The 17,727-nt window shown below is 68.2% G+C and carries 12 protein-coding genes and 1 pseudogene; 5 read left to right on the forward strand and 8 right to left on the reverse strand.

All coding sequences use genetic code 11. The features are described 5' to 3' along the window. Window positions 1–78: 78 nt before the first annotated feature. Window positions 79–951 carry an alpha/beta fold hydrolase gene (locus AB0D12_RS18995; protein ID WP_362683736.1) on the reverse strand — a complete coding sequence of 291 codons (873 nt, stop codon included), beginning with the start codon at window positions 949–951 and terminating at the stop codon, window positions 79–81. A gap of 97 nt (window positions 952–1,048) precedes the next feature. Here AB0D12_RS18995 and AB0D12_RS19000 point away from each other — a divergent pair, with 97 nt between their 5' ends. Next, the gene (locus tag AB0D12_RS19000) at window positions 1,049–1,456 is read left to right on the forward strand and encodes a helix-turn-helix domain-containing protein (protein ID WP_362683739.1); all 408 of its coding nucleotides are present in this window, start codon (window positions 1,049–1,051) and stop codon (window positions 1,454–1,456) included. Between the two features lie 117 nt (window positions 1,457–1,573). On the opposite strand, the gene AB0D12_RS19005 is transcribed toward AB0D12_RS19000, so the two are convergent. The 6 genes from AB0D12_RS19005 to AB0D12_RS19030 all read right to left on the reverse strand — a co-directional run bounded on the left by AB0D12_RS19005 (window position 1,574) and on the right by AB0D12_RS19030 (window position 11,313). Further along, window positions 1,574–2,434: a SigB/SigF/SigG family RNA polymerase sigma factor gene (locus AB0D12_RS19005; RefSeq protein WP_362684082.1), complete on the reverse strand. Its 861-nt coding sequence runs from the start codon at window positions 2,432–2,434 to the stop codon at window positions 1,574–1,576. Window positions 2,435–2,570: 136 nt separating this feature from the next. Beyond that, entirely contained in the window at window positions 2,571–4,958 is a 2,388-nt protein-coding gene (locus AB0D12_RS19010) for a SpoIIE family protein phosphatase (RefSeq protein ID WP_362684085.1), read from the reverse strand. A 216-nt stretch (window positions 4,959–5,174) separates the two neighbouring features. Beyond that, window positions 5,175–9,167 carry a HAMP domain-containing protein gene (locus AB0D12_RS19015; RefSeq protein WP_362684088.1) on the reverse strand — a complete coding sequence of 1,331 codons (3,993 nt, stop codon included), beginning with the start codon at window positions 9,165–9,167 and terminating at the stop codon, window positions 5,175–5,177. A 573-nt stretch (window positions 9,168–9,740) separates the two neighbouring features. Next, window positions 9,741–9,911: a hydrophobic protein gene (locus tag AB0D12_RS19020; RefSeq protein ID WP_326654632.1), complete on the reverse strand. Its 171-nt coding sequence runs from the start codon at window positions 9,909–9,911 to the stop codon at window positions 9,741–9,743. A gap of 122 nt (window positions 9,912–10,033) precedes the next feature. Beyond that, entirely contained in the window at window positions 10,034–10,957 is a 924-nt protein-coding gene (locus AB0D12_RS19025; protein WP_362683744.1) for an anti-sigma factor RsbA family regulatory protein, read from the reverse strand. Then, window positions 10,954–11,313 (reverse strand): STAS domain-containing protein, encoded by a 360-nt coding sequence (locus AB0D12_RS19030; RefSeq protein WP_362683747.1) that lies wholly within the window; start codon window positions 11,311–11,313, stop codon window positions 10,954–10,956. The genes AB0D12_RS19025 and AB0D12_RS19030 overlap by 4 nt, the downstream gene beginning before the upstream one ends. A gap of 66 nt (window positions 11,314–11,379) precedes the next feature. On the opposite strand from AB0D12_RS19030, the pseudogene AB0D12_RS19035 reads away from it, so the two are divergent. Further along, window positions 11,380–11,475 (forward strand): annotated as a pseudogene (locus AB0D12_RS19035) (RNA polymerase sigma factor SigF); the annotation flags it as partial. A gap of 118 nt (window positions 11,476–11,593) precedes the next feature. On the opposite strand, the gene AB0D12_RS19040 reads toward AB0D12_RS19035, so the two are convergent. Next, on the reverse strand, window positions 11,594–14,356 hold the full coding sequence (locus AB0D12_RS19040) for an ABC transporter substrate-binding protein (RefSeq protein WP_362683750.1): 2,763 nt from the start codon (window positions 14,354–14,356) through the stop codon (window positions 11,594–11,596). Between the two features lie 188 nt (window positions 14,357–14,544). Between AB0D12_RS19040 and AB0D12_RS19045 the strand changes: the two genes are divergently transcribed. The 3 genes from AB0D12_RS19045 to AB0D12_RS19055 all read left to right on the forward strand — a co-directional run bounded on the left by AB0D12_RS19045 (window position 14,545) and on the right by AB0D12_RS19055 (window position 17,529). Further along, window positions 14,545–14,874 carry a hypothetical protein gene (locus AB0D12_RS19045; RefSeq protein ID WP_362683753.1) on the forward strand — a complete coding sequence of 110 codons (330 nt, stop codon included), beginning with the start codon at window positions 14,545–14,547 and terminating at the stop codon, window positions 14,872–14,874. A 269-nt stretch (window positions 14,875–15,143) separates the two neighbouring features. Beyond that, window positions 15,144–15,701, forward strand: a complete 558-nt coding sequence (locus tag AB0D12_RS19050) for a PadR family transcriptional regulator (RefSeq protein WP_362683756.1) — start codon at window positions 15,144–15,146, stop codon at window positions 15,699–15,701. A 109-nt stretch (window positions 15,702–15,810) separates the two neighbouring features. After that, window positions 15,811–17,529: an acyl-CoA dehydrogenase family protein gene (locus tag AB0D12_RS19055; protein WP_362683759.1), complete on the forward strand. Its 1,719-nt coding sequence runs from the start codon at window positions 15,811–15,813 to the stop codon at window positions 17,527–17,529. The last annotated feature ends 198 nt before the right edge of the window (window positions 17,530–17,727 follow it).

The raw sequence follows: 17,727 nt of genomic DNA on the forward strand, positions 1-17,727 counted from the left end.
TGCGCGAAGCGCGCAGTCATCGCCCTACCGGTCTCACGGCCACGCCCCCGATCGCAACCATCCCTGCCCGCGGGCGACTCAGGCGGCGAGGAACGGCAGCAGGAGACGGAGCAGAGCCTCGGGACGGTGCAGCGGGATGATGTGGCCGCAGTCCTCCATGACGTGGCCGACGAGATCGTCCGCCACAGGCCGCAGCTGATGTTCGAGGGCCCGGCCCACCGGGTGGGAGCCGATGGCCATGGCGGGGAGGGCCAACCTGCCCCGGTCGACAGCTTCCTGGATCTGCCGGGCGCTGGGGGGCATCGCGCGGTAGGCCGAGAACGCGCAGCGCAGGGCGTCGCTGCCGGTGTAGGCGGCGACGAAGGCGTCACGGATGGCAGGGCGCATGCCCTGACCGAGGGTGCCGGCCTCGAGGAACCAGTCGATGTAGCGCGCCTCGTTGCCGGTCAGCACCGATTCCGGCAGGCCGGGCACGCTGTGGAAGCCGAACCACCACGGTGCCCCGTCGCTGAGGAATCCTTCCGCGCCGGGCAGCCTGCCCAGGAGGGACTCCATGACCACCAGCCGTCGGACGAGGCCGGGGCGGCGCATGGCGAGGAGGAAGGCGGGCGGGGTCCCCAGGTCGATGCCGACCACGGATGCGGATGTCTCCCCGAGCTCGGCGAGGAGCGCCTCGGCGTCGGAGGCGAGGGTCCCGGCGTCGTATCCGTCTGCCGCGCGTGCGCTCGCGCCGAAGCCGCGCAGGTCCGGTGCGATCACCCGGTGTCGCCGGGCCAGTCCGCTCAGGACGTCGGTCCACAACTGCCAGGTGTGGGGGAAACCGTGCAGCAGCAGGACAGCGGGGCCCTCGCCCGCGAGCGCCACGTTGAGTTCGACGTCGTTGGCCGTGACGCGCCGGAGCTCGATGCCGGCCGGGTGGTTGTGCAGGGCGAGGGCCGGCGCGACGGTCATGATGACTCCAAGGGGTTACGAATGGTGACAACAAAACCGTAGGTGACTACGGTGGGCGCTCCAAGACCGCACTTCTGCCACAGGTGGTGAGCTCCAGGTGACCCCTCCCGCAGCGCGAGCGCCCAGGGGAGCGCGCGGCGACCTGTTCGACCCGCAGTGTCCGACGCGCCGTCTGCTCGACCGGATCGGCACGAAGTGGACCTCGATGGCCGTCAAGGTCCTGGCGGAGGCATCTCCGCAGGAGGTGCGCTTCGCGGAGTTGCAGCGCCGCATGACCGGTGTCTCCCAGAAGATGCTGTCGGTCACCCTGCGGGGATTGACCCGCGACGGTTTGGTCGGCCGTCGGGTGGAGCCGACCGTGCCGCCGCGGGTGTACTACCGGCTCACCCCGCTGGGTCTGTCCCTGGAGGGGCCGCTGGCCGCGGTCCGGGCCTGGGCCGAAGAGCACATGGCCGAGATCGACCGCGCGAACGCACTCCACCAGGAAGGCGCTGTGGACGATTGACCTCTGCCGTCCATGCCGCCGCTTCTCGGCCGAGGGATCTCCTGCGCGCCGAACTTCATTGCTGTGCGTCGTGCGTAGCCACGCATGTGCTCAGTGGGAAGGGACCGGTGCCGACGGTCAGTGGTCGGTGAGCATGCCGGTCCGGAGCTTTTTCAGTGTGCGGGCGAGGAGGCGGGAGACGTGCATCTGGGAGATGCCGAGCTCTTCACCGATCTGGGACTGGGTCCTCTCCTGGCCGAAGCGCAACTCGATGATGTGGCGTTCGCGCCCGTCGAGTTGGTCAAGGAGCGGGGCGAGGGCGTGGAGATCTTCGACGAGTTCAATTGCGGGGTCGCTCTCGCCGAGGATCTCGGTGTAGGCGGGGGCATTGCCGGCGCCTTCGTCGTTGGTGCCGCCCGGCGTGTCGAGGGAGCCGGCGGCGTAGCCGTTGGAGGCGATGAGGCCTTCGACGATTTCGTCCTCGCTGAGGCCGAGGTGCTCGGCCAACTCCGTCACGCCGGGCTGGCGGCCGAGGCGTGTGACGAGTTCTTCCTTGGCCTTGGTCAGGTCGACATGAAGTTCCTGGAGTCGACGGGGGACGTGGACGGCCCAGCTGGTGTCGCGGAAGAACCGCTTGATCTCGCCGACGATGCAGGGGATGGCGAAGGAAGTGAACTCGACTTCGCGAGACAGGTCGAAGCGGTCGATGGCTTTGATCAGACCGATGGTGCCGACCTGGATGATGTCCTCCATCTCACCGTTGCCGCGGTTGCGGAAGCGGCGGGCGGCGAACCGGACCAGGGACAGGTTTATCTCGATGAGCGTGTTGCGGGCGTACTGGTACTCGTGGGTGCCTTCATCGAGGACCCGCAGTCGATCGAAGAACAGCTTCGACAGCTCGCGCGCGTCCTTCGGTGCGATCTTCTCCGTGTCCTCGATCCACGGCAGTTCACCGACGCTGTCCTGGAAGTTGTTCTGGGGCAGCGACTCCGTGGCCATGTGGCGTGTGGACGGTGTGGCTGTCGACATGCGTCATCCTTTCCAGAGTGAAGGTCCGGCGAGAATGCGCATTCCCCGACCGCGCACGAGCATTCCGGTCAAGTGCCGGGATGCCCGAAAACGTCGTAGCGCACCATCACTCCACCTGGAGGCCGACGACGCATGTGTCGTCATCGGTGTCTGCCCTGCTGTGAGTGAGGAGCCGGTCCAGTCGTTGTTCCAGCGACTGGGTGGCAACGCTCGCGGTGGCGATCAGATGCTGTAGTGAGTCGTGGATTGAGGAGTCCCTTCGCTCGACCAGTCCGTCGGTGTACATCAGCAACGTGTCGCCCGCCTCGAGTCGTACTTCGCCTTCCTCGTATTCCGCTTGTGCGACGGCGCCGAGGAGCATGCCGCGGATGAGCGGCAGCGTCGTGGCCTGCTGCCCACTCACCAGGACGGGCGGCAGGTGACCGGCACGGGCCCAGCGCAGGACGCGGCGGCTGGGATCGTAAAGACCGCAGACCGCAGTGGCGGTCACCGGCTCGGTCAGATGGTGAGTCACTATGTTGAGCCAGGTCAGGAGCTGCGCGGGGCCTGCGCCGGTAACCGCGAGGCCACGCAGGGCGTTACGGAGGACGATCATGCTGGTCGCAGCCTCGATTCCATGGCCGGCGATGTCACCGACGCATACGAGCACCTGGCCGGACGGCAGGACGAATGCGTCGTACCAGTCGCCGCCGACCAGGTGCTCGGTCTCCGCGGGCCGGTAGCGCACTCCTACGCTGAGCCCAGGAGCGTTGATCGGCCCCCCGGCGGGCGGCATGATTGCCTGCTGGAGTTGCAGAGCCAGGCGGTTGCGCTCGGCCGACTCCTGTTCCGTGTGGGCGAGTTGGTCGCGTGTCGCTGCCAGCGCCACCTCGGTCCAGTGCTGGGAGGAGATGTCCTGGAAGGCACCTCGCACAGCCAGTAGCCGATCGTCCGCGTCGAGAACCGGCTCGGCGACGACCCGCACGTGCCGAGTAATGCCGTCGGGACGTTGCAGACGAAAGGCAGTGGAAGCGGCCCGCCGACGCCGAAACAGCGTACGCAGAAAGCGGCCGATGGCGACTGCGTCGTCGGGGTGGGCGTGCGCGGGCAGTTGCTCCAACGGTATGGGTGCAGCGGTGGGCGGCAGGCCGTGGAGGCTGTGCAGCTGCTGGTTCCATGTGATCTTGCCGGTCGTGGTGTTCTCCTCGAAACCCCCGATGCGGCCCAGGCGCTGGGCGTGCTGCAACAGGCTGGCCAGCCGGCCTGCCTCGTCTTCTATCCGCCAGATGAGCAATACGGCACCGCCGTGCCTGCTGATACTGATGTCGGCAACAGCTTCGAGCGGCACCTGATCGACCAGCGCGGTGAGCGTCATCCGCTGGGCGTGGAAGGGTTCACCGGTGGCATGCACCCGCTCTACCTTCTCGAACAGGTCACTGTCGCCGGCGGCCATGGGGTAGGCCTCCAGAAGCATCGCTCCGCTGACGGCGGTGCGCGGTCGACCTGCAGGATCGACGAAGTGACGGTTTGTGTGATGGATGCGGAAGTCGGTCAGGTGCCCGTTGGCCTCGAGGTGAGGCAGCAGCACCAAAGCGGGGTCGTAGAGGCCGTCGACGAGGTCGACCAGTTCGGCGAGGTCTCGATTCAGCGCGTTGGGTGCGCCCGGTGAACCGATGACTGGCGCTGTGTACGTTTCCAGTGTGTGGGCGCAGAGTTCAGCGAGGGCTTCCACTTGACGCTGGATCTGAGGCGGTTGCGGCGCAAGGCGGTGGGGCCAGCAGATTTCCAGAACTCCGATGATCCGGCCGCCGGCGCCGGCCGGTACGGCCACTCGACCGCCACCGGTTGCCTGACAATCGCTGATTGAGGGAAGGCCCGCTTCGTCGAGTGCCTGGAACCACACGGTCTGGCGCTCGGTCAGCGCTCGGCGGGCCACGGTCTCCACGCCGGGCGGCACGTAATGCCAGCGCCCGGCTTCTTCCGCAGCGAACCCGGCGTTGCCGGCGAGGGTGAGAGACGCGTCATGTCCTGCTGCCCAGATGGCGACCGCAGTGGCACCCAGCGGGGCAAGCGCGTGCTGCATGACGGACTCGGCCACGGCCTGCGTGTCGTCTGCGGCCAGCGCGCCGCTCTCGGCCGCGCGCAGCCGGACGGCGACAGATCCGGCTGTCCCGTCGGACGTCTCACTGGCGCTGTTGGTCCGAGAAATGAAGTCGCGGGCCGCCTCGGTGAAATTGTCCTGTGCGGACTGATTGATGATGTCGGCAGCCAGCTCAAGCTGTGACATGCCCGATTGTTCGGCCAGCCCGGCGAGGTGCCCGGCTGCCTCGGTGGGGCCGCAGTGGAGCCGCTCGATCAGGACGCCTTTGGCGAGCTCGATCAAGGCGCGGCCATCAGCGGCGGCATGGGCTGCCTGGACTTCGCGGCGAAGGCGTTCGACTGTCGCGGCCAGTCGGCCGACCGCCGATGCGCCGACCGGGTCAGCGCTGACCTCAGCCCGGGCGCGCTCCAGGATGTCGGAGAGCCCGGAGCCTGCCTCGTCGTTGGTGCTGTCTTCCGAACCGTAGGACGGGGGCAGGGTACTGACGCGGGGGTACCGGTGATCGGAGGTAGCCCCCAGCGGCCCGTCATCCCGGACGGGCTCTTCGGGCTGCTGGGGGGTTTTCACCGTAGTGCTGCTCCTGACGGGATGGTTGACGCGCGAAAGTGGTTGGCCGGGGCGGGGAGCCGGCTACGTGTTCACCCAGCGGCGGACGCACGCGATGAGGTCATCGGCGTCCAACGGTTTGGTGACGTAGTCGCTGGCTCCTGCGGCCAGGCACTTCTCGCGGTCCCCAGGCATGGCCTTGGCTGTCACGGCGATGACCGGCAGCGTGCTGTGGGCCGGCATCCGCCGAATCTCAGCGGTGGCGGTATAGCCGTCCATCTCCGGCATCATCACGTCCATCAGGATGAGATCGACACCGGGGTTCTCGGAGAGAGTGTCGATGCCCTTACGGCCGTTCTCGGCATGCAGAACGTTGATGCCGTGGAGCTCCAGGATGCCGCTGAGGGCGTACAGGTTACGGGCGTCGTCATCGACGACGAGGACGGTGCGCCCGGCCAGGGCTTCGTCAGTGTCCTGGGGCGAAGCGAGTGCGGCTTCCTCGGGTCGCATGAGTGGCAGGACGTCGCCCGGCTGCTCGGCGGAGAGGTACAGGGCGATCCGTTCCCGCAGCTCGTCCAGGCTGGAGAGCAGCTCCAGCGGTTGGGTCTCGGCTCGCGTCTGCAGTTTCCGTTCGTGTGCCTGGCCCAGACGACGGTTGTTGTGGGCCAGGACGGGAACGCCGCGGAGTCCCGCGTCGCCGTCCATGGCGTCAAGGAACCGCAGGGCCTCGCCGTCGGGCATGTCCAGGTCCAGTACGACGCAGTGACAGGACTCTGCGGCGAGCGCGGCGGCCGCCTCCTGGGCTCCGAGGGCGCTGATGACTTCCACTGAGGCACGCGGGTCGGTCAGGTCGCGGCTGTCGGTGAACTCGGTGACGGTGCTTTCGGCGACCAGCGTCATGAGGCCACGCGGCCGCTCCTCGATCACCAGAAGGCGTCGTTGGCGCGGGAACGTTTGAAGGGCCGGGGGAGCGGTGGGACGAAGGATGTCGTCGGGGGCCGTTTCACTACTGGCGATTTCGGCGCTCGGCGCCAGTGCGGCGCGGTGTTCGAAGTCCGTGCGGCACGCGGGCAGATAAAGGGTGAAAGTGCTTCCTTGGCCCAGCGTGCTCTCAGCGGTGACCGCACCTCCGAGCAGATGGGCAATCTCCCTGCTGATGGACAGACCCAGCCCTGTTCCACCGTAGTTTCGGCTCGTGGTGCCGTCTGCCTGCTGGAAGGCACCGAAGATGGATTCCAGCTGCTGCTCGGGGATGCCGATTCCGGAATCCTTGACACGGAACGCCACGGTGGGCTCGCCCCGGCGCATGGTCTGCGGCAGTTCACTGTCCGCCGCCGCCTCAATCCGAAGTTCAACGCTGCCGCGTTCGGTGAACTTGACCGCGTTGGAGAGCAGATTGCGCAGTACCTGACGCAGCCGCGCGTCGTCGGTGAGCAGATCGGCCGGCACTCCAGGTGCTGTGGTGATCGTGAAGCCGAGGCTCTTTTGAACGGTGAGCGGCTGGAATGTGGCTTCGACGTATTCCAGGAGCCGACGCAGCGGGACTCTTTCCGGATTGATGTCCATCTTGCCGGCCTCGACCTTGGACAAGTCCAGGATGTCGTTGATCAATTGCAGCAGATCGGACCCGGCTGAATGGATGATGCCCGCGTACTCGACCTGCTTGGGCGTGAGGTTGCGCGTGGGATTCTGCGACAGAAGCTGCGCGAGGATGAGGAGACTGTTCAACGGCGTCCTCAGCTCGTGGCTCATGTTGGCCAAGAACTCCGACTTGTACTTCGAAGCGAGGGACAGCTGCTGAGCGCGGGCTTCCAACTCGCCGCGGGCCTGCTCGATCTCCAGGTTCTTGGCCTCGATGTCGCTGTTCTGCGCGGCCAGCAGCGCGGCCTTCTCCTCCAGCTCGGCGTTGGACCTTTGCAGTTCCTCCTGCTGCACCTGCAATTCCTCCGAGCGGGCCCGGAGCTCGCTCGTCAGGCGTTGCGACTCGCCGAGCAGTTCATCCGTACGGGCGTTGGCCACGATGGTGCTGACGTTGACGCCCACGGTTCCCATGAGCCGCTCGAGGAAGTCGCGGTGGACGGGCGCGAAGGCAGTGAAGGACGCGAGCTCGATGACACCGAGGACTTGGTCCTCGACAAGAATCGGCAGCACGATCAAGCTACCCGGCGTTGTGCGGCCAAGGCCGGACGACAGGGTGACGTAGTCGCCGGGAACCTTGTCCGTGGCGATGACGCGGCGGCTGCGCGCAGCTTGGCCGACCAGGGATTCGCCCAGCTTGAACCGAGTGTCCGGGGCGGATCGCGCCGGGCGGCCGTAGGAGCTGACAAGCGTCAGTTCCACGCCCTGGTCGCCGTCCACGGCGAGATAGAAAGCACCGTACTGAGCCTCCACCAGAGGGGTCAGTTCATCCATGATGTTCTCTGCTACGACAGCCAGGTCACGATGGCCCTGCATCAACGCGGAGATGCGCGCCAGATTTGACTTCAGCCAGTCCTGCTCGTGATTGGCCCGGGTCGTCTCCCGCAGCGACCCCACCATGGAGTTGATGTTGTCCTTGAGTTCGGCGACCTCGCCGGAAGCATCCACGGTGATGGAGCGGGTCAGATCGCCCTCGGCAACAGCGCTGGTCACCTCTGCGATGGCCCGTACCTGCCGCGTCAGATTGCCTGCCAACTCGTTGACGTTCTCGGTGAGGCGCTTCCACATTCCCGAAACTCCCTCGACCTCCGCCTGGCCCCCGAGTCGCCCCTCGCTGCCGACCTCCCGGGCGACACGCGTCACCTCGGCTGCGAAGGACGACAGCTGGTCGACCATCGTGTTGATGGTGGTCTTGAGTTCCAGGATTTCGCCGCGCGCATCGACGTCGATCTTCTTCGACAGGTCGCCGTTGGCGACAGCGGTGGTCACCAGGGCGATGTTGCGTACCTGGCCGGTCAGGTTGTTCGCCATCGAGTTGACGTTTTCTGTCAGGTCCTTCCAGGTCCCGGCCACGTTGGGGACGTGCGCTTGGCCGCCGAGGATGCCCTCGGTACCGACCTCACGCGCCACGCGAGTGACCTCATCCGCGAACGCCGACAACGTGTCGACCATGGTGTTGATCACCCCGGCGAGCGCCGCCACCTCGCCCTTGGCCTCTACGGTGATCTTCTGCGACAGGTCGCCGCGTGCCACGGCGGTGGCCACCTGAGCGATGGACCGCACCTGGCCCGTGAGGTTGGAGGCCATGACGTTGACGTTGTCGGTGAGATCCTTCCAGGTGCCGGACACACCGCGCACGGTCGCCTGGCCCCCCAGATTTCCCTCCGTGCCGACCTCGCGTGCGACGCGGGTCACCTCGTCGGCGAATGCGGAGAGTTGGTCGACCATCGTGTTGATGGTGTCCTTGAGCTCAAAGATCTCGCCCCGCGCGTCCACGCGGATCTTCTGTGACAGATCTCCCTGCGCCACCGCGGTCGTGACCTGAGCGATGGAACGCACCTGGGCCGTGAGGTTGTCGGCCATCACGTTGACGGACTCCGTCAGGTCCTTCCAGGTGCCCGAGACTCCCTTGACGTCCGCTTGGCCGCCGAGCCTGCCCTCCGTGCCGACCTCGCGTGCGACGCGGGTCACCTCGTCGGCGAATGCGGAGAGTTGGTCGACCATGGTGTTGATCGTGTTCTTCAGCTCCAGGATCTCGCCGCGCGCGGTGACGGTGATCTTCTGGGACAGATCGCCCTTGGCCACCGCAGTGGCCACCTGCGCGATGGATCGCACCTGAGCGGTGAGGTTGCCGGCCATGGCGTTCACGGAGTCGGTGAGATCCGCCCAGGTGCCGGACACGCCGGGTACCTCGGCCTGGCCGCCCAGTGTTCCTTCGGTGCCCACCTCGCGGGCCACGCGGGTCACCTCGGATGTGAACAAGGAGAGTTGGTCGACCATGCCGTTGAAGACAGTGGCGATCTCACCGAGCAAGCCGTCGGCCTCATTGGGCAGCCTGGTGCCGAAATCACCGTCGCGTACGGCGGTCAGCCCGGCAAGCAGTTGCCGCAACTCCAGCTCACCGACCTTGGCGCCGCCGCGTGCAGCCGTGCTGCCCATCGCAGACGGTGATCCGGTCGTGTCAGCCATGTCAACCTCACTCGAGTTCGGCCGCTACCAGAGCAGTACAGGGAGGTGCGAAGTGCCTACCTCGGGCAGATCGCAATGCCCGAGCCAACGCTACGATCCGCCGCCCTTGAAGACGGCAAATTCGCCAAAGACTAGCCCACGAGCTGCAACGCCGACGAAGATCGGCGGAACATGGACTCCGTCGGCATGGGGTGGGTGCCCCGCAGCAAGGGAGTGAGGCGTCAGGCGCGGCTGGAGGAGGAGTTGACCTTGCGGCCACCGGACCCATGGGGCAGCGCAGCCTTCGGCCGTCATACGTGCCATCAGGGTCGTGGTAGTCCTCGTCAACCTTTCCGGGACGGCTTTCCGTTGACCAACTCGATCTTGTGGCTGCTGCATACCGGAAATGGAGAAGTGTCCGGGAGGGTTGCTGTCATACGCGGTTCCTGTCCTGGATTCGCTCCTTCGTGCACAACGCAACCCCATTCGCCGGAATGAAATGCCGCGCAGGGCGGCCCCGGACAAGGATGTCCGGGGCCGCCCTGCGCATCTGGGGTCGTGCCGCTACCAGCGGTACCATCGGCCGCGGCTTCCTCCGGTTCCGGCGGAGCGCATGACGAAGCCGAGCAGCCACACGGCGAGCACGATCACCGCCACGATCCACAGTGCCTTCAATGCGAATCCGGCACCGAAGAGAATGAGGGCGAGCAGGAGAACGAGAAGTAGGGGAACCATAGTTATCAACCTCCAGGACCTCATGTGCCCGGGGTTTGGCTCTCCATGCGCGCGTTTTAGGAATCTCGCTTTTCGTTCGGCAAGCATTCCATCCGCCACGCGCCAGGAGTTCGGTGTCCCGGTCAGTACCCGAGGTGGAAGCGGATCGCGGTGCCCTCCGGGCCGGTGTGGAGGCGGACCAGGTCGGTGAGGTAGTTGACCATCAGCAGGCCCCGGCCGCCGAGTTGGTCGCGCAGGGGCGGGCGTCGGCCCGCCAGTGGGTCTCTCAGCTGCCCTGAGTCCCTCACCTCGCACAGGACCTGTCCGCCCTCGTCCCAGACGCATACGGTGCCTGATCCACCGCCGTGCACCACGCTGTTGGTGGTCAGTTCGGCGACAGCCAGGGCGAAGTCCTCCAGACGCCGGCCCGTCAGACCCAGGTGCTTGGCCCGTTCGACCGCGAAGTGTCTGGCATCGGGAAGGCGTTCGGCTTCAAAGGCGAACGCGGCGGCCCGCAGCGGGCGTGCCAGCGGCTGGTTGTAGGCAGCCACGACCCGGTCGGGGTCGTACGTGTCGCTGCGCTCCTCACGTCCTCCGTCGACGACGACGGGGTGTGTGGCGTACGCGTCGGCGAGCACCGCGGCATCGAGCCGTGCGGCGTCGTAAGGGCACACGATGGTGACCTCCCGTCCGCGGAACGCGGTGTTGATCAGCGCCTCGTGCTGGACACAGGCCGGGTACTCGGCGGGAGTACGGCCGGCCCAGATCGGCTCACCGATGATCCGCACCCGCCGGCCGGGATGGGCATCGGCAAAGGCCCGCAGTACCTTGGGAATGATCCGCCCCGGGTTGCGCCCGGCCTCGGTCATGTCGATGAACCGCACTGTCTCCGCGCTTCCCCCCAGCTCCGCGCGCAGCAGTTCGAGGTTGCTCCCGGGGGCAGCCACCGCCACCGGCTCACTCAGGGCGAGACCCTCCTGGATGAACGGCACCGTCCCGGCCAGGTACTCCTGGCTTCCCCGGTAGAACAACGCCGGGTGGACGAACGACTCAGCCGAGTGCGTCACGCCCTCACCTCGATCGCCACCAAGCCGGGCCAGAACATCTCCAAAGCGCGCCGCAGTCCGGGCGGCGGCCCCGTGAGGACCATGCGCCTGCCGCTGCCCAGCTGCTGGGCCGCAAACGCCACGGCGGACGCACCCGCCACGTCGACGAACGTCACCGCGGACAGGTCCAGGTGAACGTCGTCACCACCCCCGCCGACCAAATCCTCCAGTGTCCGCTCCCACGCCGTGCGGGTGGTCAGAGTGATCTCGCCGGCCGCGTGCACTCCCGACCGATCCGTCAGCGGACAGATCTCCAATGCGGCCAGCCTGCGCGGCAATGATGGTGCCGGCGGGTCCGCACCGCGTGAGGCATCCACACTCCCACCTCCACAGAGTCGGCAACGTCCCACCCTCGCCGACCCTACGCCCACAGCGCCCCCCAGATCGCATCGGCCAGGGTTGATGAGCTGCCCTGGATCGAGGACGCGGGGAAGGTTGCCCCGAAGGACGCGAAGGCCCTTTCGAAGCTGTTCTTCGAGGTCGTCGTGCATGTGGTGCAGGAGTGCTTCGGGCCCGCTGCCGGCCCCTTGGGCGACGCGTTCGGTGAGCGGGTAGAAGGTCCCGCCGGGAGCTCGGGCCCCGTGTGAGCCGGCGCGGTTACGGGCAAGGGTGCTCCTCGCCCTTCGGCCCCCACGTCGTGCGTTCATCGCCGCGCGCCACCGTGCCGCACAGCAGCTCGGTCGTCGGCTCGTCGTTGCTGCCCCGCAGCACCGCAAGCAGCTTGTCCTCCGTCAGCCGGCCCCCGCCCGCCGCGCCGTGCGCGTCGATACGGCCGGTGGCGCCGTCGAAGCCCCCGCCGCCCAGGCCCTGGTAGAGCACGCCCTGCAGCAGCCCGCGGTCGAGGCGGTCGTCATGTCCGCCGGTGGTGCGCCAGGCCTGGTCGATGCCTTCGGCGAGATAGCGCAACGCGTCCCAGGCGAGCGCGACATGGCCGTCCTCGCGCATGGCCTTCGTCCTGGCGCTGTGGTCGCCGCCGTAGGCACGGTCGTACGCGGCGAGGAAGGCCGCGGCCTCCGGGCTCCGTGCCGCCAGCGTGGGGGCGTAGCCGTGCGAGGCATAGAAGAGTGTGAGGCCCTTGAAGTCGTCCCAGGGGCGCCTCTCTTCCGTCAGCGTGTTGGTGACGTCGTCGCCGCCGAGCACGCTGATCTTCGGGCAGCCGCCGGAGATACGGGCGATCTCGGCCAGGAACAGCTGGAACTGGCTGGCCCGCGCCGACCACACCACCGCCGTCCGCGGCTCATCCCGCACGGCACGGCAGACCTCGCGGGCCAGGTCCTCCACGGTCGGCACGGGTCGCCCGCCGAGTGCACCCGGCACAGGTCCCGGTTCCGGTGCGTCGGTGGGGGTGTAGAGGAGTACGTCGGTGCGCCCGGGCCCGTACGAAGCACGGAAGGACGCGGCAAGGCTGTTGCTGTAGGCGTCGGTGGCGTCGGCAATGAGACTCACCCGGCGCGCCTTCTGCCCGCCCGTGGTCATCCCCGCGCCCGAAGCGAACGCTGCCATCAGCTTGGCGGCGCGCGCATCGGTGGGGGCCGTCTGGTAGTAGTGCTCGCCCTGGAGAAGGAGTTCATCGGCGGTGCCCGAGGTACCGACCATCGGGATGCCCGCTTTGTCGAGTGTGCGTATCGCGTCGTACGTATTGCGGCGGCTCTGACCGAAGCCGACGACGCCCGCGATGGACGGATCGCTCGCGGCGAGCTCCGCGATCCGGTCGGCGACGGCGGGTGCGTCCTTGAAACGGTCACCCGCGTTGGCGGCGAGCACCCGCAGCGGGACGCGCTCGCCGGAACGCAGCGCCTGGGCGTTGATGTGCTGCTGCGCCAGCGCGATGCCGCGCAGCTCCGCCAATGTGCCGCCGCGCACCGGGTCCTCGGCGTCCTTGCCGCCGGTGAGCGGGCCGAAGTAGACGACGGTGCGGCGACCGGGGCGCGGGTCGTCGCCGGGCCGGCCCGCGAGCTCCTTGTCGACCTCCTCGTTCTGCTGTTCGATCTGCTGGAGTACGGCCCGTACGGCCTGCTCACTGGGCTCCTTGCCGAAGCCGGCCGCGCCTTCGGCGACACCGACGCACTGCCCGTCCGTGCCGAGGAAGGTGGAGCCCTGGCAGGGGTCGTCCTCTTCGCGGCTCCCGATGTCCGGTACGAGGACGAGGCCGGCGGCGAGTGCAAGGGCGAGCGTTCCGATGCCGAGCACTCCGGCCACCTCGGCGCCTGGACCCCAGCGCGGCGACGGGGTCACCAGCGTGGGCCAGCGGCCGAGCCAGTACACCGCCGCCTGGTCGTCCTCGGGTCCCTCGGCCACCGGCACGACGATGCCGGTCGGCTGACCCGGCGACATCCCGCGCCGCTCGATGTTGACCAGCTCGGCGCCGGCGTGGGCGAGGCCCGATGCGTCGATGTCGGGGATGCGCGAGGCCAGCGAACGTACGCCGCCCGCCACGGCGAACACCGAGGTACAGCGCAAGTCCTCCATGGCGGAGCGGAGTTCACGCAGGAAGCGCTGGACGCGCGAGTCGGCCGGCCCTGCCTCGTCGAAGAGCAGTACGAAGCGGGAGGTGCGGCGTCGCCGCCAGGGGTTGAAGAGACGGGCCCGGCACGCCTGGTCGAGGTCGGCGAGCAGGGCGTGCATGAGCACTCGGTCCATACGCTCCGGCTCATTGGCGGGCTCGCCGTGTACGAGGTCGAGCGCGGAGCGGAAGAAGTCGGTGGGCGGGCTGCCGTGCTGACGGCGTACCCACTCCGCGTACCAGCTGCGGCTGCGGGCCCGCCCCAGCATGCGGCGGTTGGCGCGCCAGCCGTAGAAGGCGCGTGGCAGCCGCTGGAAGAGCGGGCCTGCGATGAAGTTCCACAGCAGCTCGAGCAGCGTGCCGCCGCTGGCCTGGTCGCGGCCGCCGAGCCACCACAGGGTCTGGGCGGTACGCGACCAGTTGCGGTGCTCTGCGTAGCAGTGATTGCGCAGCTCGGCGTGGCGGCGCTCCATGAGTCCCTCGATGGCGGGGGCGGTGACGACGGAGCGGAGTAACCGGTAGCTGTGCAGCCGTAGTTCACCGGTGCCGGGCGGCATGGTCTCGGCGAGCTGAAGGGTCAGATGCTCGAAGAGTTCGAGCGGCGGCGGGTCGGTCCCGTCCGGGATCTGCGGGATGTACGCGTGTGGGGCGAGGACCTCGCTGCGGCCGCGCATCCGTGAGCGGAGCCCCGTGACGATCCGGCGTCCCGCATTGCCGCCGCCCGGCTCGCTGAGCAGGACGACCGGCACTCTGCTGCGGCTGCGCCGCGGCTGTACCACCAGTTTGTCGAACGCGTCGATGAAGCGCTCGACGCCCGGATAGGCCGGAATACGGCTCTGTGGATCCCCCGCGGTCATGAGCAGGCCCCCCTTGTTCCCCCTGAGAAGCCAGGGTTATTCCCCCTGAGTGCCGTACGCAAGCGTGGAGTTGGATCACATGGCGGGCACAATCTCGCCGGGGGCGTCCCCGCCCGATGGCTTCTCGAAGCACTCACCTCGGCGCTGGAGGGGGGAGCTCGTCAGCGGCGAGCCCTCGCGGGTCAGGTGTGGGCTCCGCGCTCGGCATCGCTGTACTCACTACGCTGTTCTTCAGCACGCTCACCTCCAGCCTGCGCGACCGCCTCACCAGTACCGGGCTCTTGGGCCAGGACGCCGAGCAACTCGGCGGAGTCGTGACGGAGAGCGCCGGATCGATGATCCCCTCACTCTCGGCCGACCCGCGGACCGCAGCGGCCGCGGACGCCGCGCGCGAGGCGATGACCAGCGGGTTTGAGGTCTCCAGCTACGTCTGCGCCGGGCTGCTGGTGCCGGCGCTTGCGGCCACGGTCTTCGTCGCCGCCAGGACCGCCACCGCGACCACCCGCGCCTGCGGGTAACCCGTCGGGCTGCGCTGCGAGCCGCGCTGCCGAAGGTCTCCCGGTTGTCGACCGAGTCGGGGACGGCGAGCAGCATCCCGTCCAGGGCCAGGACACGCGCCCGTGGAAGAGCTCCGTACCTCTGTCCAGCGGTCGGGCCATGGCCCGGAACGGCTCCCGTTCGAAGCAGCCCAGGTGCGCTGTGGCTCCGCCCGGCCGCCCGGGTGAGCCGTGTCTCACCTGGGCGGTGCCGCTTGTCTATGCAACTAGTTGCATAGAAGGATCGGGGTATGGCGCTCGAGCACGCGATCCTCGTCTCCCTGCTGGAGAAGCCGGGCTCCGGCTATGAGCTGGCCCGGCGGTTCGAGCGGTCCATCGGCTACTTCTGGACCGCGACCCATCAGCAGATCTACCGCGTCCTCAAGCGCATGGAGAGCGACGGCTGGATCGACGTCCGCGAGGTGCCGCAGCAGGCCCGGCCGGACAAGAAGGAGTATTCCGTCGCCGCCCCGGGCCGGGCCGCCCTCTCCCAGTGGCTGCACGAGCCGATCGAGCCCGAGAGCGTCCGGCACGACCTCGCCGTGAAGATCCGTGGCGCGGCCTTCGACGACCCCGCCGCGCTGATCCGCGAGGTCGAGCGGCACCACCAGGCGCACACCGAACGACTCGCGCACTATCTCGTGGGGGAGCGGCGTGACTTCACGGGACCCGAGGTTCCCGGAACGCCCGATGCCGGGCGGGAGCTCCAGCATGTCGTGCTGCGCGGCGGCATCGCGTACGAGCGGATGACGCTCGCCTGGCTCGACGACGTACTCGAGACGCTTCACCGGCTCGGTCCCGAACGCTGAACCGACGCCGGCGAGCCACCGGTCCGTCCCGACCACTCCCGTCAGCCCTACTTACCTGAAGCTCTCCAGCCCACAATCCTCGACCCTCAAGCCGGAAAGGCGAACATCCATGGCCGACCCACTGCTGTTCAACCCGCGCACCTACGACCCGGCGCACTTCGACCCCGAGACCCGCAGGCTGCTGCGCGCCACCGTCGACTGGTTCGAGGACCGCGGCAAGCGCAAGCTGATCGAGGACTACCGCTCCCGTGCGTGGCTGGCGGACTTCCTTGCGTTCTCCGCCAAGGAAGGCCTGTTCTCGACCTTCCTCACCCCGGCCTCCGCCGGCGGGCAGAAGGACAACCGTTGGGACACCGCACGGATCGCCGCCCTCAACGAGATCTTCGGGTTCTACGGGCTCGACTACTGGTACGCGTGGCAGGTGACCATCCTCGGCCTCGGCCCGGTCTGGCAGAGCGACAACGCCGCTGCTCGCACCCGTGCGGCGGAACTCCTCTCCCAGGGCGAGGTGTTCGCCTTCGGCCTGTCCGAGAAGGCCCACGGGGCGGACATCTACTCCACCGACATGCTGCTGGAGCCCGACGGCGACGGCGGCTTCCGGGCCAGCGGCTCCAAGTACTACATCGGCAACGGCAACGCCGCCGGCCTGGTCTCCGTCTTCGGCCGCCGCACCGACGTCGAGGGCCCCGACGGCTACGTCTTCTTCGCCGCCGACAGCCGCCACCCCGCGTACCACCTCGTGAAGAACGTCGTCGACTCCTCGAAGTACGTCAGCGAGTTCCGCCTCGACAACTACCCGGTCGGCCCCGACGACGTACTGCACACCGGCCGCGCTGCCTTCGACGCCGCCCTCAACACTGTCAATGTCGGAAAGTTCAACCTCTGCACCGCCTCGATCGGCATCTGCGAGCACGCGATGTACGAGGCCGTCACCCACGCACACAACCGCATCCTCTACGGCCGCCCCGTCACCGCCTTCCCGCACGTGCGCCGCGAGCTGACCGACGCGTACGTCCGCCTCGTCGGCATGAAGCTGTTCAGCGACCGCGCCGTCGACTACTTCCGCTCCGCCGGTCCCGATGACCGTCGCTACCTGTTGTTCAACCCGATGACGAAGATGAAGGTGACCACGGAGGGCGAGAAGGTCATCGACCTGATGTGGGACGTCATCGCGGCCAAGGGCTTCGAGAAGGACACCTACTTCGCCCAGGCCGCCGTCGAGATCCGGGGGTTGCCGAAGCTGGAGGGCACGGTCCACGTCAACCTCGCGCTGATCCTCAAGTTCATGCGCAATCACCTGCTGCACCCGGCCCAGTACGCCCCCGTGCCGACCCGCCTCGACGCGGCCGACGACGCCTTCCTCTTCCGGCAGGGACCGGCCCGCGGCCTGGGCTCCATACGCTTCCACGACTGGCGCACCGCCTATGACGCGTATGCCGATGTGCCCAACGTCGGCCGCTTCCGCGAGCAGGCGGACGCCCTGTGCGAGTTCGTCACCACCGCAGCACCCGGCGAGGAGCAGAGCCGCGACCTCGATCTTCTTCTCGCTGTCGGCCAGTTGTTCGCGCTGGTCGTGCACGGCCAGCTGATCCTGGAACAGGCGCGCCTGACCGGCGTCGAGGAGGACGTGCTCGACGAACTGTTCTCCGTCCTCGTACGCGACTTCTCCGCGCACGCCGTCGAACTGCACGGCAAGGACTCCGCCACCGCGGAACAGCAGCACTGGGCGCTGGGCGCGGTCCGTCGCCCGGTCGTCGACGACGCCCGCTCGGCCCGAGTCTGGGAGCGCGTCGAGGCGCTGTCCGGGGCGTACGAGATGGCGCCGTAACAGCAGAACAGATCGGGCTGTCCGCCCGCCGGGGCCAGGCGACCGCCCGTCTCGGACCGCAGGAAGCCACGGCGCGCTCCCAGCGGCTCCGAGGTGGGCGGTCGCGCGCCTGGCAGAGAGAGGGGCTACAGGGCAGCGCCGTGGAGAGCACCGGACGGCGTCCAACCCAACCCCCGCATGCTGCCGAAGCCCACGTAC

Origin of the sequence: Streptomyces sp. NPDC048479 (assembly GCF_040651435.1) — a bacterium.
In the GTDB taxonomy this organism is placed as follows: domain Bacteria; phylum Actinomycetota; class Actinomycetes; order Streptomycetales; family Streptomycetaceae; genus Streptomyces.

Excerpts from the sequence above, each read along its gene's own strand:
- AB0D12_RS18995 (WP_362683736.1), bottom strand. The coding sequence starts at position 951 with ATGACCGTCGCGCCGGCCCTCGCCCTGCACAACCACCCGGCCGGCATC.
- AB0D12_RS19050 (WP_362683756.1), top strand. The coding sequence starts at position 15,144 with ATGGCGCTCGAGCACGCGATCCTCGTCTCCCTGCTGGAGAAGCCGGGC.
- AB0D12_RS19015 (WP_362684088.1), bottom strand. The coding sequence starts at position 9,167 with ATGGGCAGCACGGCTGCACGCGGCGGCGCCAAGGTCGGTGAGCTGGAG.
- AB0D12_RS19040 (WP_362683750.1), bottom strand. The coding sequence starts at position 14,356 with ATGACCGCGGGGGATCCACAGAGCCGTATTCCGGCCTATCCGGGCGTC.
- AB0D12_RS19020 (WP_326654632.1), bottom strand. The coding sequence starts at position 9,911 with ATGGTTCCCCTACTTCTCGTTCTCCTGCTCGCCCTCATTCTCTTCGGT.
- AB0D12_RS19055 (WP_362683759.1), top strand. The coding sequence starts at position 15,811 with ATGGCCGACCCACTGCTGTTCAACCCGCGCACCTACGACCCGGCGCAC.
- AB0D12_RS19005 (WP_362684082.1), bottom strand. The coding sequence starts at position 2,434 with ATGGCCACGGAGTCGCTGCCCCAGAACAACTTCCAGGACAGCGTCGGT.